This window comes from Stappia sp. 28M-7, from assembly GCF_014252955.1.
In the GTDB taxonomy this organism is placed as follows: Bacteria; Pseudomonadota; Alphaproteobacteria; order Rhizobiales; family Stappiaceae; genus Stappia.
Genome location: NZ_JACMIA010000004.1, coordinates 1 through 16,584, shown reverse-complemented (window position 1 = coordinate 16,584; position 16,584 = coordinate 1). Strand labels below are relative to the sequence as shown.

The 16,584-nt window shown below is 60.9% G+C and carries 14 protein-coding genes and 1 pseudogene; 9 read left to right on the top strand and 6 right to left on the bottom strand.

Translation table 11 applies throughout. From position 1 onward, the window contains the following. Positions 1-12: 12 nt before the first annotated feature. From H7H34_RS22870 to H7H34_RS23805, 6 genes and pseudogenes are all read right to left on the bottom strand, one after another. Positions 13-2,121: a ParB/RepB/Spo0J family partition protein gene (locus H7H34_RS22870; RefSeq protein WP_185926871.1), complete on the bottom strand. Its 2,109-nt coding sequence runs from the start codon at positions 2,119-2,121 to the stop codon at positions 13-15. 83 nt (positions 2,122-2,204) lie between these two features. Then, positions 2,205-2,591 (bottom strand): hypothetical protein, encoded by a 387-nt coding sequence (locus H7H34_RS22865; RefSeq protein WP_185926870.1) that lies wholly within the window; start codon positions 2,589-2,591, stop codon positions 2,205-2,207. 114 nt (positions 2,592-2,705) lie between these two features. Continuing rightward, on the bottom strand, positions 2,706-3,548 hold the full coding sequence (locus H7H34_RS22860) for a hypothetical protein (protein WP_185926869.1): 843 nt from the start codon (positions 3,546-3,548) through the stop codon (positions 2,706-2,708). Continuing rightward, positions 3,545-4,066 carry a thermonuclease family protein gene (locus H7H34_RS22855; RefSeq protein ID WP_185926868.1) on the bottom strand — a complete coding sequence of 174 codons (522 nt, stop codon included), beginning with the start codon at positions 4,064-4,066 and terminating at the stop codon, positions 3,545-3,547. Before H7H34_RS22855 ends, H7H34_RS22860 begins: the two co-directional genes overlap by 4 nt. 64 nt (positions 4,067-4,130) lie before the next feature. Next, complete coding sequence (locus H7H34_RS22850) at positions 4,131-4,550, bottom strand: DUF2285 domain-containing protein (RefSeq protein WP_185926867.1); 420 nt, start codon at positions 4,548-4,550, stop codon at positions 4,131-4,133. A 292-nt stretch (positions 4,551-4,842) separates the two neighbouring features. After that, positions 4,843-4,989, bottom strand: a pseudogene (locus tag H7H34_RS23805) (transcriptional regulator domain-containing protein); the annotation flags it as partial. Between the two features lie 442 nt (positions 4,990-5,431). Between H7H34_RS23805 and H7H34_RS22845 the strand changes: the two are divergent. The 9 genes from H7H34_RS22845 to H7H34_RS22805 form a co-directional block, all read left to right on the top strand. Next, positions 5,432-6,313: a helix-turn-helix domain-containing protein gene (locus H7H34_RS22845; RefSeq protein WP_185926866.1), complete on the top strand. Its 882-nt coding sequence runs from the start codon at positions 5,432-5,434 to the stop codon at positions 6,311-6,313. A gap of 140 nt (positions 6,314-6,453) precedes the next feature. Then, positions 6,454-6,726 carry a DNA -binding domain-containing protein gene (locus H7H34_RS22840; RefSeq protein WP_185926865.1) on the top strand — a complete coding sequence of 91 codons (273 nt, stop codon included), beginning with the start codon at positions 6,454-6,456 and terminating at the stop codon, positions 6,724-6,726. Between the two features lie 273 nt (positions 6,727-6,999). Continuing rightward, a complete protein-coding gene (locus H7H34_RS22835; protein ID WP_185926864.1) occupies positions 7,000-7,893 on the top strand; it encodes a BrxR family helix-turn-helix transcriptional regulator in 894 nt (297 codons plus the stop codon). Further along, positions 7,893-11,093: a helicase-related protein gene (locus H7H34_RS22830; RefSeq protein WP_185926863.1), complete on the top strand. Its 3,201-nt coding sequence runs from the start codon at positions 7,893-7,895 to the stop codon at positions 11,091-11,093. Before H7H34_RS22835 ends, H7H34_RS22830 begins: the two co-directional genes overlap by 1 nt. Beyond that, on the top strand, positions 11,090-11,857 hold the full coding sequence (locus H7H34_RS22825) for a DUF4391 domain-containing protein (protein ID WP_185926862.1): 768 nt from the start codon (positions 11,090-11,092) through the stop codon (positions 11,855-11,857). Before H7H34_RS22830 ends, H7H34_RS22825 begins: the two co-directional genes overlap by 4 nt. 17 nt (positions 11,858-11,874) lie before the next feature. Beyond that, positions 11,875-12,519: a hypothetical protein gene (locus H7H34_RS22820; protein ID WP_185926861.1), complete on the top strand. Its 645-nt coding sequence runs from the start codon at positions 11,875-11,877 to the stop codon at positions 12,517-12,519. A 25-nt stretch (positions 12,520-12,544) separates the two neighbouring features. Next, complete coding sequence (locus tag H7H34_RS22815; RefSeq protein WP_185926860.1) at positions 12,545-14,440, top strand: site-specific DNA-methyltransferase; 1,896 nt, start codon at positions 12,545-12,547, stop codon at positions 14,438-14,440. Further along, positions 14,440-14,967: a gamma-glutamylcyclotransferase family protein gene (locus H7H34_RS22810; RefSeq protein ID WP_185926859.1), complete on the top strand. Its 528-nt coding sequence runs from the start codon at positions 14,440-14,442 to the stop codon at positions 14,965-14,967. Before H7H34_RS22815 ends, H7H34_RS22810 begins: the two co-directional genes overlap by 1 nt. Further along, positions 14,951-16,584: DEAD/DEAH box helicase family protein (locus H7H34_RS22805; protein ID WP_185926858.1), on the top strand; the 1,634-nt coding region annotated here is incomplete at its 3' end. The genes H7H34_RS22810 and H7H34_RS22805, both read left to right, overlap by 17 nt.

Below are 16,584 nucleotides of genomic sequence, written 5' to 3'. Positions count from 1 at the left end.
GAGAACAGCCGCTTATTCGGCAGCGGTGAGGAATGCCGGAAGTTCGGCGGCGGCGGAAGACTCCGAGGGCGAGGCATCCGGCTCCGGGGACCCCGGTTCGCCCGTGACCACTACGGTCTCGACGCCGGGCGTGCGCAGCGGCTCGGGCAGCCAGCCGGTATCGGCCAGAAGCCGCTCGGCCTGTTCGGCCATGTCGGACTTCTTCAGCCCTTCGATGAGCTCCGCCATGCCGGCGCCTTTGGCCTCGGTGACCGCCTCGAGGATGCGGGCCTTCGGCACGCGATTGAGGTAGTTCTCCACCGTCGGCTTCCACCCGGCCGCGGTCATGTCGAGCGAAACCGCGCAGGCGAGTTGGTCAGCATGATGCCGGCGTCCCTGTGTCCGGTTCCACGGCTCATGCACCGCGTTGACGGTGAGCGAGACGCAATGGGCGAAGAGCGCCATGCGGCTGTCGTGGTCGAAATCGCAGAGAAACTCCCAGAGCAGTTCCGGCTCGTCGGGAAGCTGCTTCTCCCAATTGGCGTGCCGCTCGTCAATGACCTTCGCCGACTGGCTCTCCTTCAGCCCCGGCCCCTGAACGGTCGGCGTCGGGCTTTCGGCGCGAATCTCCAGGCAACTCGCCGTCGGATACCGCCAGAAGGTCTGGAGAACGAAGGCGTGCAGTGCGGCGAGGAAGGCGATGTCCGGGTCGTTCGCCAGCGCGTCCCGCAGGGCGAGCGTCCGGTGCGCCGTCAGTTCCATGACCAGGCGCTCGGACAGCGGCTTGAGACCGTCTTCCTCGGCTTCGGCATCGTCAGCTTGCGCCCCATTGCCGGATAGCGCGGCGGCGGGATCGACCTGACCCGTCTCGCCGTTCCGGCCGACATGGACGATCTCGACATGATCGCGGATGAAGGCATCCGTGTCCTGACCATCGCTGCCCGTTTCGGCCGGCGCCTCGTCCTCGGGCCGGAGATAGCCGCGCTCGACCTTCAGCTTGCCATCACCATCAATACTGACGAATGCGCCGGCGCGGGCGACCTCTTGCGCGTCGTAGATGACGGGCCGGTTCTCGAAGGCATCGAGTGCCGCCTCGATCTCGGCGAGACGCCGATCGACCTCCTCGGGCAGATCCTCGTCGCTTTCCTGGAAATAGCGCTGTTCGATCTCCTCGAACTCCGACCGCAGGGCTTCGCGGCGGGTGTGCTCCTCGTCGGACAGCGTCTCCGTTTCGCCCATGACGCGGCGCAGGCCGGCAGTGTGGCCATAGGGGAAGTCCGAAGCGACCTCGATCCAGTTCCAGCCCTCGGCCTTGATTGCCTCGGCCTCGGCCGCGAGCTTCTCGGTGACAAGCTTCTCCAGCAGCGCCACATCCTGGAGCCAGCCTTCGTCATTCTGCGAGAACAGGTCGCGGAGCACGATGCCGCCAGCTTCCTCATAGGCCGCGAGCCCGACGAAGCGGGCACGCTTGTCGGTGGCGCGGACGGTGTTTTCCGTCAGCAGCTTGCGGATGAAATAGGGCTCCTTGTTGTAGCCGCGCTGCACGGTCTCCCAGACCTGTTCCTGCCGGGCATGGTCGTCCGAAATCGTGAAGGCCATCAGTTGCTCCAGCGACATGCCGTCATCGGCATAGACTTCCAGCAGCTTGGGCGACACGCTGGCGAGCTTCAGCCGCTGCTTGACGATCTGCGGCGTCACGAAGAAGCGGGCGGCGATCTCCTCCTCGCCCACTCCCTGTTCCTTCAGCGACTGGAAGGCACGGAATTGATCCACCGGGTGGAGTGAAACGCGCTGGCAGTTTTCGGCCAGCGAATCCTCTTCCAGAATGCCGTCCTCCCGCACGATGCAGGGGATCGGGGCATTCTTCGCCAGCCGCTTCTGCTTGACCAGCAGCTCCAGCGCCCGGTAACGGCGGCCGCCGGCCTGCACCTCGTATCTGTCGGTGGGCTGACCGTCTTCGTCGATCACCGCCCGCACGCTCAGGGACTGCAACAGCGTGCGCCGGGCGATGTCCTCGGCCAGTTCCTCGATCGATACACCGGCCCGCACCCGCCGGACGTTGCGGCTCGAAAGCGCCAGCCTGTCGAATGGAATGTCCCGCGCCTGGGACAGCGTAATCTTCTCAATTTTCGCCTTTGTCATGTCAGGTTCTCCGTGACGAGCCGGAGAAAGCCCTCTTTCCCCAACCAGGCTCGTCACGAAGACACCCACTTCCCTCTCCCTCTTCAGGCCGCCGCCCCCGCGGCTTCCTCCAGGTCGAGGTTGTAGACCTCCGCCCCGGCTGCGGCGTAGGCGCGGGCAACTACGGCCAGCGGGGCATAGGAGAACTCGCCCCATGGCTCAGGGTCGGGCGCACCGCCAACACAGATCATCGGCCCGGAGATGGCGAGCCTGGCCACCTTGTCGAAGTCGACACAGCGGCTGTCGATCACCGGAAGTCCGGCGGCGATGGCCTGCTGTTTCACGGTGTTGCAATCGTAGCCGGACAGGCTGCTCTGGCCGCCATACTCATTCAGGTAGTGCAGACTGAACCCTCCGCGGCCGATCGTCAGATGGCCGCCCAACGTGGCGAGGGCCTTGGCGATGTCGGCACTGTAATCGCGATCGTGCATCGATGTTCTCCCGCGACGGGCGGCCCGGAACCGTTCCGCGCCTCGAAACCCGTCAGCGGGGAAGGGCCGCCCTCGAACGCGAGAGCGGCCAGACCGATGCCCAAGAGAAATGCGCTACACCCCGCACATCCCCTCGCACTCATTGGCGAAGAGGTCGAGTTGGCCCTTGTCCTCCAGCGTGTCGAGGTCAGCCTCATCGAGCGGCACGCAGGAGCGATGCAGGAACACCTCGCCGCACAAGCCGCGGAAACCCGAGCGGATCAACCCGTCGATAGCAACGGCATCGGCCCAGGCATCGGGATCCTCATCGCGCATTCGCCTCCAGGCGCCGTCACTGTGGAAAGGGCAGCCGATGCAGGCGCTTTTCGGCGGTGTGGGATAGCCGTGCTTCTCCAGCCAGCGCAGACAGTGGCGGCGGGTCATGCCCTTTTCGATCAAGGGAAAGCGATTGACCTGCCACGCTTCGAAGGACGGCTTCATCCGGATCACTTCATCGAAGCTGATCCCGATCCATTGCTCGACGATCGGGTGCTTGGGCGAGCGCTTGCTGGCAATGCCGGCCAGCTCCCGCACCTTGCGGCGGATCGGCGCGATCTTCAGCTCCTTGGTGCACTGGCGGCGGATCATGCCGACCTTGCCGGATTTCGTTTTAGTGAAGGCCGGGATCGACGCCCAGCGCTCGCCCCGCGCGCCGCGGATCAGCCCCTCGCGGATATCGCCATCCGAGACGACATACACGGGGAAGGGCAGCACGTTCGGCGACCTCAGCCAGGCGAGATGTTCATAGACCGCTCGCGGCTCCCAGCAGGTGTCGGAGAAGATCGCGCAATCGGGCAGTGGCCCGACCTCGCCATGGGCCGCCATCAGGGCAAGCGTGGTCGACTGCACGCCGGCGCCGAGCGACAGCACGCGCAGCCGGATGGTGGGAATGTCGGGCGCCGGGAAGAGCGCGTTCATGGCCGGTCTCCCGCCTGCTGCCGGCGCCGCCATTCGGCGGGCGGATCGAAGGTTCCGTCCCAAATGCCACGGCGCAGAAACCGGGCCGTGCCCTCGTCGCTTGTGTAGTTGTAGAGACGATTGGCGTCGCGATCGGCGACGGCCCAGCCGTTCTTCACCACCCAGCTACTGATGTCGTCGCCACCGGCGTAGCAAACAGATACGAACCGACCATGGCCATCGCGCGTCGTTCCCTGCCAGACTTCGCAATTGACCTTTCGGCCTTCGAGAAATTTGGTGAGCGCGGCGGCGGCCTCTTTGCCGCAAGGCCATGTCGCGCTATCGCGACGGCGGCAGCGCTGGTCGATCTCCACGGCATCGACGCCGTAGAGGCGATGCTTCTCACCGCCCACTTCGATTGTGTCGGCGTCGATCACATTGGCCGGGCCGGAATGCTCTTCGTCGAGCGCGGGCCAGAAGGACAGACAGGCGAAAAATACAATGCCGATGACGGCGGACAGGCGGACGAACTGGAACATGGGAGGTTTCCTCACGGGTTGCGGGCGGGCCGGCTCTCTTTTGCCGGCTTCAGCCCTTCATCCATCAGAAGCCTCCCTTTCCCTCTGCCGCCCGCCCCAGAAGTCTCAGGTAGCCGCCGCTGATCATCTCCTCGGCCTCGCGGACGAGCCGCTGCATGCGGGAGCGGTAACCGGACTCCCAGAGCTCGTGCGCCGCCGTCTCCCCGAAGATCGCCGCCGCCACCTGCCGCCGGCTTGCGCCCGCTATTTCTCCGTCCCAGGCGCGCAGCATCATCGCCCAGCGCTTGGCCCGGCGCTCCGGCGGAAAGAGGCCGCGCGGCAGACGGCCGAGGCGGCAAAGCCCGCACAGCCGTTGCAGCGCCGGAACCTTCGCCTCCGTGTGCCGGAGACCCGACAGCAGGTAGCGGAAGCACACCGGGCCATCGAGAACACTGCCTGCCGTCACCATCAGTTGGAGATGGCGCAAGCCATCGCTGAAAAGCACGTGCTCGGATCCGCCGCAGCACAACACAGTCGCCAGTGACGCAAAGCATCGGATGTCGAAGGCGTCGGTGTGGCCGGGTGCAATGGGCTGCGCTTCCACGACGAGCACCGATGGATTGAGATCGGGCAGCCAAAAGACGTCCGTAGCCGGCAGGGCAACGCCAGTGGTGAAAGAATACGCCCCATTGTTCGAACGGCCCCGGATTCTGGATACGGAGGATTCGGGGCTGAGCGGCCTTCAGCCGGGGCTCGGTAGCGGACGGACGGAGTGGAGGCGACACCTGTGGCAGCCCACCGGCAGCCGTGGCGAAGTCGGGATTGCGCTTGAGCCACTCCCAGGCCCAACCGGCCCGGTCCAGGTCGATGAGGGGTTTGTAACTTTCGGGATCGCGCCAGTCGGCGCGCGGACTTATGCCGGGGACGGTCTTCTCCTTGGACATGGGGCTTGTCTCCTCCCATGAGGCCATCCGGCCGTAGCGGACGCGGCGCGGCCATTTGACGATCCGTCGCACAGCACCTGGGACAAGCCGCCTCCTGCCAGGTCGATGTCACTGGCGGGAGGGCGCCGCCGACATCGATTACTATCGATAGTTGAGACACGGGTTGGCTTCCGTGTTTTCGCGGCGTCTTTCAGGAAATCGTTACAATATTCGCAACGTCAGACCTGGCTAGACCTGCAAACTACGGAATTTTATTAAAGTACAAATGAACTCGGGCAGAGAAAACGAAACCCGAGATTGCCACAGTTGCGCCGCCCTCATCACAAAGTTGTCACAGGATCATCTATTTTGAAACACACACTCTACCGGGAATGGAACTTGTTAAAGGCCGGCAACCCGCTATCGGCCGAGACATCAATTTTCAGGCGATGGAGATTGCGTCATGGCCGAAACCACTTTGGTCGATTTCACGTCGGAAATTGCGTCCCCGGTACTGTCCGTCACGCGGCGTATCGCCCGCAACGGCATTGTCGTCAGCCGATGCGATATCCCGATCAATCCCGGGACACAGATCGTCACGGCACAGTTCGCCCTCTTCATGCATGAAAGCGAACCGCTGGATCTCATCTGCCGTTTGCCTGACAGCCGTCGGACCGAGAAATATCCGGTCGCTGCGGGGCACTTTCATCTGAGCCCGGCCAATCGGGCCGCCCATGTCGGCTGGACGGCCGACAAGCAGTCCTTCGTCATTGCCATGGAAAATAGCTTCATCGAACGCACAATCGGCAACGCTTTCGACGGGCGCGTGCCCGAGATCAGAGGTAGAGCGGCGCTCCGCGACCCGGCGGTCGAGGAGCTGATAGCCTGCCTCAGGCGCAGCTTGAACGATAATAGCCGCTGCGGCGGGCTGTGCCTGGACCTCGTCGGCACGTCGCTCGCCCTGCGCTTGTTCGAGACCTATGGCGAAAACGGCAAGCCACCGCCGTCGATCCGGGGCGGTCTCGGCGCCTCGCGCCGGCGGCGGATCGTCGATTTCATCGAGGCGCATCTGGACGAAGATATCGGACTTGCCGCACTCGCCGCGGAAGCGGGACTCAGCCCGCATCATTTCGGCAAGGCCTTCAAGGCAACGTTCGGCAAGTCGCCCTGCCGCTACATCAAAGAGCGGCGGATTCAGAAGGCGAAGGAGATGCTGCTGTCGGACCGTGCGTCGATCACGGAGATCGCGCTTGCCCTTGGCTTTTCCAGCCACAGCCATTTCACGGACGTGTTCCGCAAGATGACGGGGACGACGCCTTCGCTGTTCCGCAGAGATTGCGCCTGACCGGAGACGTTAACCGACATATGCCCGCAGGCCTCCGGCGCCATTCCGTATTATGATGGGTGGAGCAGCGCCGCGCACCCGACGCCCGGAGGCGGCCCCGAACAGGTGCCATGGATGCGCACGGCATGGAGGACGGGTGCATGGCCAAACTCGATCCCGAGATCGCCGACGAGGTGCCGTGGGCGGACGAAATCACGTCCTATGACGAGGACCATTTCATCACCTATCTGCGCCTGCTGGACGCCGAGGCCGAGGGCGCCGACTGGCGCGAGGTCGCCCGCATTGTCCTGGATCGCGATCCAGACGCGGAACCCGACTGCGCCCGCCGCTGCTGGGAGGCGCATCTGAAGCGCGCCCGTTGGATGACCGAGTACGGTTACCGGCATTTGCTCGACGCGGCGCGGAGCGAATAGGTCCGAGTCGTTTGCGGCTCAGCTATATTATGCCTTTCCGGGCCGGAGAGCTGCGGTTCGCCCCTGTGATCGTCCCCTCGGAGCCGCGCCCCGGGACAGCACGCGAAGGCACCGGACCTCCCTGGCGAGATGCCATCGGAGGTCACGCGCGATGGCGGGTCGCTCCTCTATCGTTTCAATCGAAATTGAATAAACGCCTTGAGCACCATAGCGCGCATGTCTATAAACTAGTCTGGTCTAGTAGATAGACACTCAGACTGTGAGAGGCGATTGGTGGGCGAAGGCCAAAATCAACTTAAGGGAAATGATCTCAGGTGGGGCGTCGAACGCCGGCTTGAGTTCATCGAATTCCGACTGTTCTGGGAGGGTCACGTGAATCGCGGCGACCTGATGGAGATGTTCGGGATTTCGGTGCAGCAGGCCTCGACGGATCTAAACCGCTATCTCGGGCTTGCCCCCGCCAACATGGCCTACGACAAGAGCGCACGTACCTATGTGCGCGGTTCCGATTTTGCACCGTGCTTCTTGAAGCCGGACGCCAGCCGCTACCTTTCTCAACTTCGCTCGGTCGCTGATGGCATCGTCGACCGGTCCGACGCCTGGATTGGCCAGATTCCCGACTTCGACGCTGCACCGACACCGGCACGTGGTGTGAACGCCCGAACGTTGCGCGCCGTGGTGTCTGCAATTCGCCGTACCGAGTCTATCGAGATCAAATATCAGTCACTGTCTCGCCCCGCGCCCCAATGGCGGTGGATCGCCCCACACGCCATTGGCTTCGACGGCTTTCGCTGGCATGCCCGCGCCTTCTGCGAGATCGACCAGTCGTTCAAGGACTTCGTATTGTCGCGGATCATGGAGGTACGGGGCACGCGCCCGAGCACATGCGATCTGGCAACCGACGCCGACTGGTATCAACATGTAACGCTCGAAATCGGCCCTCACCCGGAACTGTCCGAAACGCAACAGAAGGTGATCGCGCTCGACTACGGAATGCGCGGCGGCAAGACGAAGATCAAGGTCCGCCGCGCCTTTTTGTACTACACGCTGAAACGGCTTGGCTTGGACACAGATCCCGCCGCCCGACGTCCGCAAGATCAGCAAATCGTGCTGCTTTCTCCGCTTCATCCGTTGTCAAACAGCGCGCCAACGGTGGGTGAAGGCTGATGCGGATCATTCAGAATGCTGGCGCCGACCGCGCGATTGATACGCTCGCTCCGTTGCTCAAGCGTGGCGCGGCGATCAGCATGGCGTCGTCGAACTTCTCCCTTTTCGCGTACTCCGAATTGCGAACAGCTTTGGAGGGCGTGGGCGATTGCCGGATCGTCCTGCCGGATCCAGCGAAGCAGGACCTTCAACTGCTTGGCTCGGCCTCAGATCGAGCCTTGAGAAATCAGCTCCAGGCGCGCTGGCTGGCTCGGTCCTGCATGCAATGGCTGGAGAGGAAAGCGCATGCTCGCTTTGCTTCGAAGGCGCTGCCTCAGTCGATGATCGTCGTGAATGGCGACGCGGGCGGAACGAATTGTGCTCTTGTCGGGGCGTGTTCGTTTTCCAGTGAAGGCCTGGGCTTCGCGCCCGGAGATGCACTTGGCCTGACGCAATATGCCGAAGAAGCAAGCACTGTCGACGCCTTGGGCAGATGGTTCGACTCGATCTGGCAGAACCTGAACGACCGGAAACACACCAACCCACTGATCGAGCAGTTGTCCGAGATAGCCGATCACAAGGCACCGTCTCTTGTATATTTCCAAACCCTCTATCAGCTCTTCAAGGATCTAGGCGATGAACTCGATGAAGAGCGTATCGTCAAATCGGCAACCGGCATCCGGGACACCGTCGTCTGGAAGAAGCTTTTCCGCTTCCAGCGGGATGGCGTGATTGGAGCTATCGACAAGCTTGAGCGCATCGGTGGGTGCATCATCGCCGATAGCGTAGGCTTGGGTAAAACCTTCGAGGCACTGGCGGTCATCAAATACTACGAACTTCGGAACGACCGTGTTCTGGTTCTATGCCCTAAGAGACTGCGGGACAACTGGACGCTCTACAAGGCAAACGATCGCCGCAACATACTGTCCGCCGACCGCTTCAACTATGATGTCCTGAACCACACCGACCTGTCGCGTGATGGCGGCATGTCGGGCGATATCGACCTCTCGCATGTGAATTGGGGCAATTACGACCTCATCGTCATCGACGAGTCCCACAACTTCCGAAACAAACCAACCCATAAGGAGCGAGACAGCCGGTACGACCGTCTGATGCAGTGGATCATCCGGGCGGGTGTCAAGACCAAGGTTCTGATGCTGTCGGCGACGCCCGTCAACAACAGGCTGGCCGACCTGAAGAACCAGATCGCCTTTGTCACCGAGGGTAGCGATCGGGCGCTGCACGGGCTCGGCATCCCGAGCATCGAGGCGACGATCCGCAAGGCACAGGCGCAGTTCAATCGCTGGCTCGATCTGCCGGAACCCGAACGGCGGACTTCCCGGCTGATGGACATGCTGGGATTCGATTACTTCAAGCTGCTCGACCTGCTGACCATCGCCCGTTCCCGAAAGCATGTGCAGCGGTATTACGGGACGGAAGAAACCGGGCAGTTTCCCGAACGCCTTCGCCCAGTCAACATCAAGGCCGATGTCGATCTTGCTGGAGAATTCCGCCCGATCCGCGAGATCAACAACGAAATCCGCCGCCTGACGCTCGGCGCCTACGCACCGCTGCGATACGTGCTGCCTCACAAGCTCGCCGCCTATGAAGAGAAATACAGCACCAAGGTGAAGGGAGGCGAAAGCATCTTCCGGCAGCTCGACCGCGAAGAAAGCCTCATTCACCTGCTGCGGGTGAACATCCTCAAGCGGATGGAAAGTTCGGTCGTTGCTTTCGCGCTCACAATTGAGCGCCAGCTTTCCGATGTCGACGCGCTGCTGGCGAAAATCGATGCACACGAGGGCGCGATAGAGGAAACGTCCATCGACGACATAGACATAGACGATCCGGCCTTCGAGACGCTGCTCGTGGGCCGCAAGGTGAAGGTGTTGCTCCAGGACGTCGATCGGGTCCGCTGGCGGCAGGATCTCACGGAGGACCGTAAGCGGCTGGAGGCTTTGCGCACGGCGGCGCGCCTGGTGACGGCGGATCGGGACGCGAAACTTGCGGCGGTGAAGCAGATCATCGCGCAGAAGGTCCAAGCTCCCGTCAATTCGGATAATCGCAAGATCCTGCTGTTCACCGCCTTTGCGGATACGGCGGACTATCTATATCGCGCGCTTGCATCATGGGCGCAGGCAACGCACAACGTTCATGCCGCTGTTGTGACCGGGGCAGGCGCGAACCGCTCTACGCTGCCCGGCTTGCGCAGCGACATGAGCAGCATCCTCAGCGCGTTTTCACCGCGCTCGAAGGAGCGGCCGGAGGAATTGGCGGGCGAAGGAGAGATCGACCTTCTCATCGCGACCGATTGCATATCGGAAGGCCAGAACCTCCAGGACTGCGACTATCTCGTCAACTACGATATCCACTGGAATCCGGTGCGCATCATCCAGCGCTTCGGCCGCATCGACCGCATCGGCTCACCGAACGAGCGCATCCAGTTGGTCAATTTCTGGCCGAACATGGAGCTGGATGAGTATCTCGATCTGGAGACGCGGGTGAGCGGCCGCATGGTTTTGCTCGACGTTTCCGCCACGGGCGAGGAGAACGTAATCGAGTTCCAGGCCGGAAACCAGATGAACGATCTGGACTATCGCCGCGCCCAATTACAGCAGCTCCAGGACGCGGTCATCGACCTCGAAGACCTGTCGAGCGGGGTTTCCATCGCTGATCTGACGCTGAACGACTTCCGCGTCGACCTCACCGGATATCTGCGGGAACACAAGGCGCGTCTCGACGCCCTGCCTCCTGGAAGCTACGCCGTCACCACGAGCCAGGCCGACGGAGACAACGCCATTCCGCCTGGCGTCATCTTCTGCCTGCGCGCGGAGGGCGACGCAGCCCAGGCCGCCGACGCCAACTATCCCCTCCACCCCCATTACCTCGTCCATGTCGGCGAGAACGGGGATGTGCTGCTCTCGCATACGCAGGCCAAGCAGGTTCTCGACCACCTGAAGAAGCTCTGCATCGGTCGCGACGCGCCGGAGGTTGAGGCTTGCGATCGGTTCGACAAGGCGACCCGCTTCGGCCGCGACATGGAGCCTTACCAGAAGCTCCTCTCGCGCGCGGTTGCCGCCATCGTCGGTAAGCAGGAGGAGCGCGCCGTCGCCAGCTTGTTCTCGCCGGGTGGCACTCATGCCATCAAGGGTGAATTCGCGGGCAGCAGCGATTTCGAGGTTGTCGCCTTTCTCGTTGTCCTCCGGGAGGACGGCGCATGACGAATCCGGGGCTTGCCGCCATCATCGATGTCTTGGGCCTGCCTGCCGACGCGAGGGTGAATACCCGCGTGCCGAAGAAGATGTTGGCCGAACAGGGCGCCCCGACCGCGGCCGACCGGCGCGCTATTCAGGACGGGATCGCGGAAATCTCGTGGATCGGCGCTCTCAAACCGAACACGATCGGGGTCCGCCACTTCGCGGACGAGGCGCGGGACTATCTGGAGATCGCCGTTATTGCGGCCGCCTTCCGCCAGAAGGCGAAGCTTCCCCGCCTCGTCGAATTGATCCACCGGGCCATTCCCTATCCCGTTCTGCTGGTGGCCGGATTGGAAGACGGCGTGGCCGTGTCTGTGGCGCACAAGCGCCGCGCTCAGAATGAAGCCGGCAAGGTCGTTGTCGAGGAAATCGTCGGCACAGGCATTTTCGACCCTTTGCAGGCGACCGCGGTGGAGCAGGCATTCCTCATCAACATTGCCATCGCCAAGCAGCCTTCCCGTGACCTGTTCGCCCTCTATGAGGGCTGGCGCGTAAGGATCGAATCCCTGGCGGCAGCGCGTCTCACCGGCGCCTACGCGTATTCAGATGAGGTTCGTGTGGCGGAACGCCGTCGCGCGGCGCTCGAAGCCCATGAAAAACTGATGCGCGAGGCGGCACTGCTGCGAGCCAAGGCCGCTCGCGAGAAGCAGATGAACCGGCGCGTGGAACTCAATGTGGAAATCCACCGGCTCGAAGCTGACGCCCAAAAAGCTTTGAAGGAAATGTGAGGCGGAAAACGGTGCAAATGAACGAAGCAATCATCGTTGGACTGATATCTGCCGGATCAGGCTTTTTGGGCGTCATTGTCGGCACGGTGTTGCCTTGGTTTCGAGAGCGGTGGATCAACACGGGGAAGGCCCGCTATCTGGCAATCCGTGTTGTCTGCATTCTCGATGAGTTTTTGGAACAATGCGCCGCTGTGGTTGGCGATGATGGGATGTGCTGCGGGCAGAGAAACGCCGAAGGCTACCTTGAAGCACAGGTTGCACTGCCCACAGGCCTGCCGTTACCAGACGATGTTGACTGGCGAAGCATTAATCACGGTCTGATGTACCGAATTCTGGTGCTTCCAAGCCGGATCGAGGCAGACAATCGTGTCATCGCAGGGGTCGGCGAACATTCGTTTCCTCCGGATTACGAAGAGGTGTTCGAAGAGCGTCAGTATCGATACGCATGCTTGGGACTGGAAGCTGTCGCGCTCGGAAGAAAGCTCCGGCAAACCTACGGAATCCCAAGTCAAGAATTCGGGGATTGGGATCCTATCAAGACTCTGGAAGACGAGAAGGCCAGAATTGAAGAACTGCGGAAGGAGCGGTGGAGCCGTCCCTCCATTATTGACCAGATCACGACCGCCGCAACCACTGATCAGAGCGAACCGACAAACATTTAAACAATAAGCCGCTGGAAGCCGACACATGGAAAAGCTGAACCTGGACGATCCTGATACCAAGAGCGCCGATATCGTGGCAGAGAATATCGAGGCGCTGAGTGCGCTGTTTCCGGAGGCGTTCACGGAAGGTCGGATCGACTTCGACGTGCTGAAGCAGCTTTTGGGCGGCGCGGTCGATGAGAGCTCCGAAAAGTATGGCCTCAACTGGCATGGCAAACGGCGCTCACGGCAGATTGCGCTGACACCCTCCGCCGGCACGCTTCTCCCCTACCCGGAGGACAGCGTCGACTGGGATACGACGCAGAACCTCATGATCGAGGGCGACAACCTCGAAGTCCTGAAGCTTTTGCAGAAGAGCTACGCGAGCAAGGTCAAGCTGATCTACATCGACCCTCCCTATAACACGGGGAAGGATTTCGTTTACCCGGACGATTTTCGCGACAGCATCAAAAACTATTTAGCTCTGACCGGGCAGGCCGAGAACGGCAGAAAAACGAGTTCCAACACGGACGCATCAGGCCGATTTCACACCGATTGGCTAAATATGATGTACCCCCGTCTGAAGGCAGCCAGGAATCTCCTTCACCACAGCGGCGTAGTATTGGTCTCATGTGATGACACTGAGTCCGCTAATCTACGCGCAATGATGAATGACATATTTGGTGAGGAAAATTTTATTGCTCAGTTTGTTTGGAAGGCGCGCCAGTTCACGGACGCCAGGGCCAAAACAAACGTATCGACGGATCACGAGTACATCATAGCGTATGCCAGAAACGATGGCTTTTCCCTGAGAGGTGTAGGGAGAGACGAATCCAAATTTTCTAATCCAGACGAAGATCCGCGTGGCGACTGGATGAGCCGCAGTATTCTCGGACTTGCGACCCGCGAACAGCGGCCAAATCTTCACTATGATATTGTCGAACCGGGTACAGGCCGCATATTCCCACCCAATCCGTCAACAGGATGGCGGTATTCAAAGGAAAAGATGGCTGAACTAATTTCCGAGGGGCGGATTCTGTTTCCTCGAAATGATGATGGAAGACCTCGTGAAAAGAAATTTCGAAACGAGATGCGGTCTGAATTTATTGCATTTCGATCAATAATTGACGGCGTCCATACCGCTGATGGAACGCAGGAAATTCGCTCGCTGTTCGATGCCGACCTGTTTCCATTTCCCAAGCCAACTGGGCTGATCGCGAGCCTCATTGAGCAAGTTGCCACTGACGGGGATATAGTTCTTGATTTCTTTGCGGGGTCGGGAACAACAGGTCATGCGCTGATCAAGCAATCCGCTGCCGATGAACTACGTCGACGCTATATTCTTGTGCAATTGCCGGAGCCACTTGATCCCACCAATAGGGAACAGAAAGTAGCGGCCGATTTCTGTGACCGATTGGATAAGCCTCGGAATATTGCGGAGTTGACCAAAGAGCGTTTACGTCGCGCTGCAAGAGAAGTTCAGGCAGATAATCCCAACTACAAGGGGGATGTTGGTTTTCGGGTTTACAAGCTTGCACAATCGAATATCCGCGCCTGGGAACCGGATATGAGCGACCTCGAAGGGACACTATTGCAGCATTCCGAGCATTTGGTGCCGGGTCGGACCGAACAAGACGTACTCTATGAGCTACTGCTGAAGCTTGGCCTCGATCTTTGCGTGCCGATTGAGAAGCGCGAGATTGCAGGCAAAGCCGTCCATTCCATCGGCGCCGGCGCCTTGATGGTCTGCCTGGCCGACAGCATCAGCCGCGACACGGTGGAGGAACTGGCGAACGGGATTGTCGCCTGGCACAAGGAGCTTGCACCCGCCGTCGATACTCGCGTCGTTTTCAAGGATTCAGGCTTCGCCGACGACGTCGCGAAGACGAACATGGCGGCGATCCTTGACCAGAACGGCATCGACGACGTGAGGAGCCTGTGATGTCTGGAGGCTCATTCACGACCTTCGCCTATGGTTCGAACATGCCGACTACGCGGCTCCGTGAAAGGTGCCCGTCAGCCACGCTAGTGGGCGTCGCCAAGCTGAAGGGTTACGAGCTCCGTTGGCATAAACGGAGCAGAGACGGTTCGGGAAAGTGCGACATTGTTCCGGCCACATCCCCCGAAGCCCGTGTTCTCGGTGTGCTCTACCGGATTGCCGAATACGAAAAGCGGAATCTCGACCGTGCCGAAGGTTTGGGACACGGCTACGCGGAGATCGACATCGAGGTGCTCTGCGACGGTACCCCGATTGCAGCCAAGGCGTATCAAGCGACCGATATCGATCATTCGCTGAGGCCATATTCCTGGTATCGGGCATTGGTCGTGGCCGGGGCGAGAGAGCATCGCATTCCCGAGGACTACATTGCGCTGTTGGAGGCGGTTGCGACACAGGAAGACCCTGATCGAACCCGTCACGCCATGAACATGCGCCTAATTGACGGGGGTGCGCATGAAGCTGCATTTTGAACCCAATCTCGACTACCAGCATGCTGCCATCGAAGCCGTCGCCGACCTGTTCCGTGGGCAGGAGATCAACCGCACCGAATTCACCGTCACCCGCCGCCCGGATGGTGGCGATCAGGGCGAACTCGGCCTCGTGGAAAACGAACTCGGCATCGGCAACCGGCTGACGCTGCTGGACGACGAGATCATCGACAATCTGAAGGACATTCAGCTTCGCAATGGTCTGCCTCCCTCTGCCGGTCTGACGTCAGGCGATTTCACGGTGGAGATGGAGACCGGCACCGGCAAGACCTATGTCTATCTTCGCACGATCTTCGAGCTCAACAAGCGCTACGGCTTCACCAAGTTCGTGATCGTCGTCCCCTCGGTGGCGATCAAGGAGGGCGTCTACAAGACGCTGCAGATCACGGAAGAGCATTTCCGCGGTCTCTATTCCGGCCAACCTTTTGACTATTTCCTCTATGATTCCAGCAAGCTCGGGCAGGTTCGGAATTTCGCGACGAGCCCGAACATCCAGATCATGGTGGTAACCGTCGGCGCCATAAACAAGAAGGATGTCAACAATCTCTACAAGGACAGCGAGAAGACCGGCGGTGAGGCGCCCATCGACCTGATCCGCGCCACCCGGCCGATCATCATCGTGGATGAGCCGCAAAGCGTCGACGGCGGCCTGGAAGGGCGCGGCAAACAGGCGCTCGACGCTATGAACCCGCTTGGTACGCTGCGCTACTCGGCGACCCATGTGGACAAGCACCACATGGTCTACCGCCTCGATGCGGTGGACGCCTACGAGCGCAAGCTGGTGAAGCAGATCGAGGTTGCCTCGCTGGAAGTCGAAGGCGGTCACAACAAGGCCTATGTCCGCTTCCTGTCCGCCAGCAATGCCCGCGGCGCCGTCACCGCGCGTGTGGAAGTCGACGTACAGCAGGGCAAGCAGGTACGCCGAAAGGAAGTCACGGTTCAGGACGGCGACGATCTGGAGGAGATCACCGGCCGCGCCGTTTATCAGAACTGCCGGATTGGCGAGATCCGCGTGGCGGGCGGCGACTCCCTGCTGGAGATCAAGACGCCAGGTTCCGAAACCTTCCTGGCTGTCGGACAGGCCATTGGCGATGTCGATCCGGACGCCATCAAGCGCTTGATGATCCGCCGCACCATTCATGAGCACCTGGAAAAGGAAAAACGCCTCGCGCCACTCGGCATCAAGGTACTGAGCCTGTTTTTCATCGATGCAGTCGAGCACTACCGTTCCTACGACGAGGACGGGAACCAGATCAAAGGCAAATACGCAACGATGTTCGAGGAGGAATATCGGCGCGCGGCCAAACTGCCGGAATTTTCCAGCCTCTTCGCGGAAGTGGATGTCTCATCCGAAGCCGAGGAGGTCCACGACGGATACTTCTCGATCGACAAGAAGGGCAAGTGGACAGACACGGCGGAGAACAACCAGACGAACCGCGATAATGCCGAGCGCGCCTACAACCTGATCATGAAGGAAAAGGAGAAACTGCTCGGCTTCGAGACCAAGCTCAAGTTCATCTTCTCCCACTCGGCGCTGAAGGAGGGCTGGGACAATCCCAACGTCTTCCAGATCTGTGCACTCCGCGAGATCGGCACCGA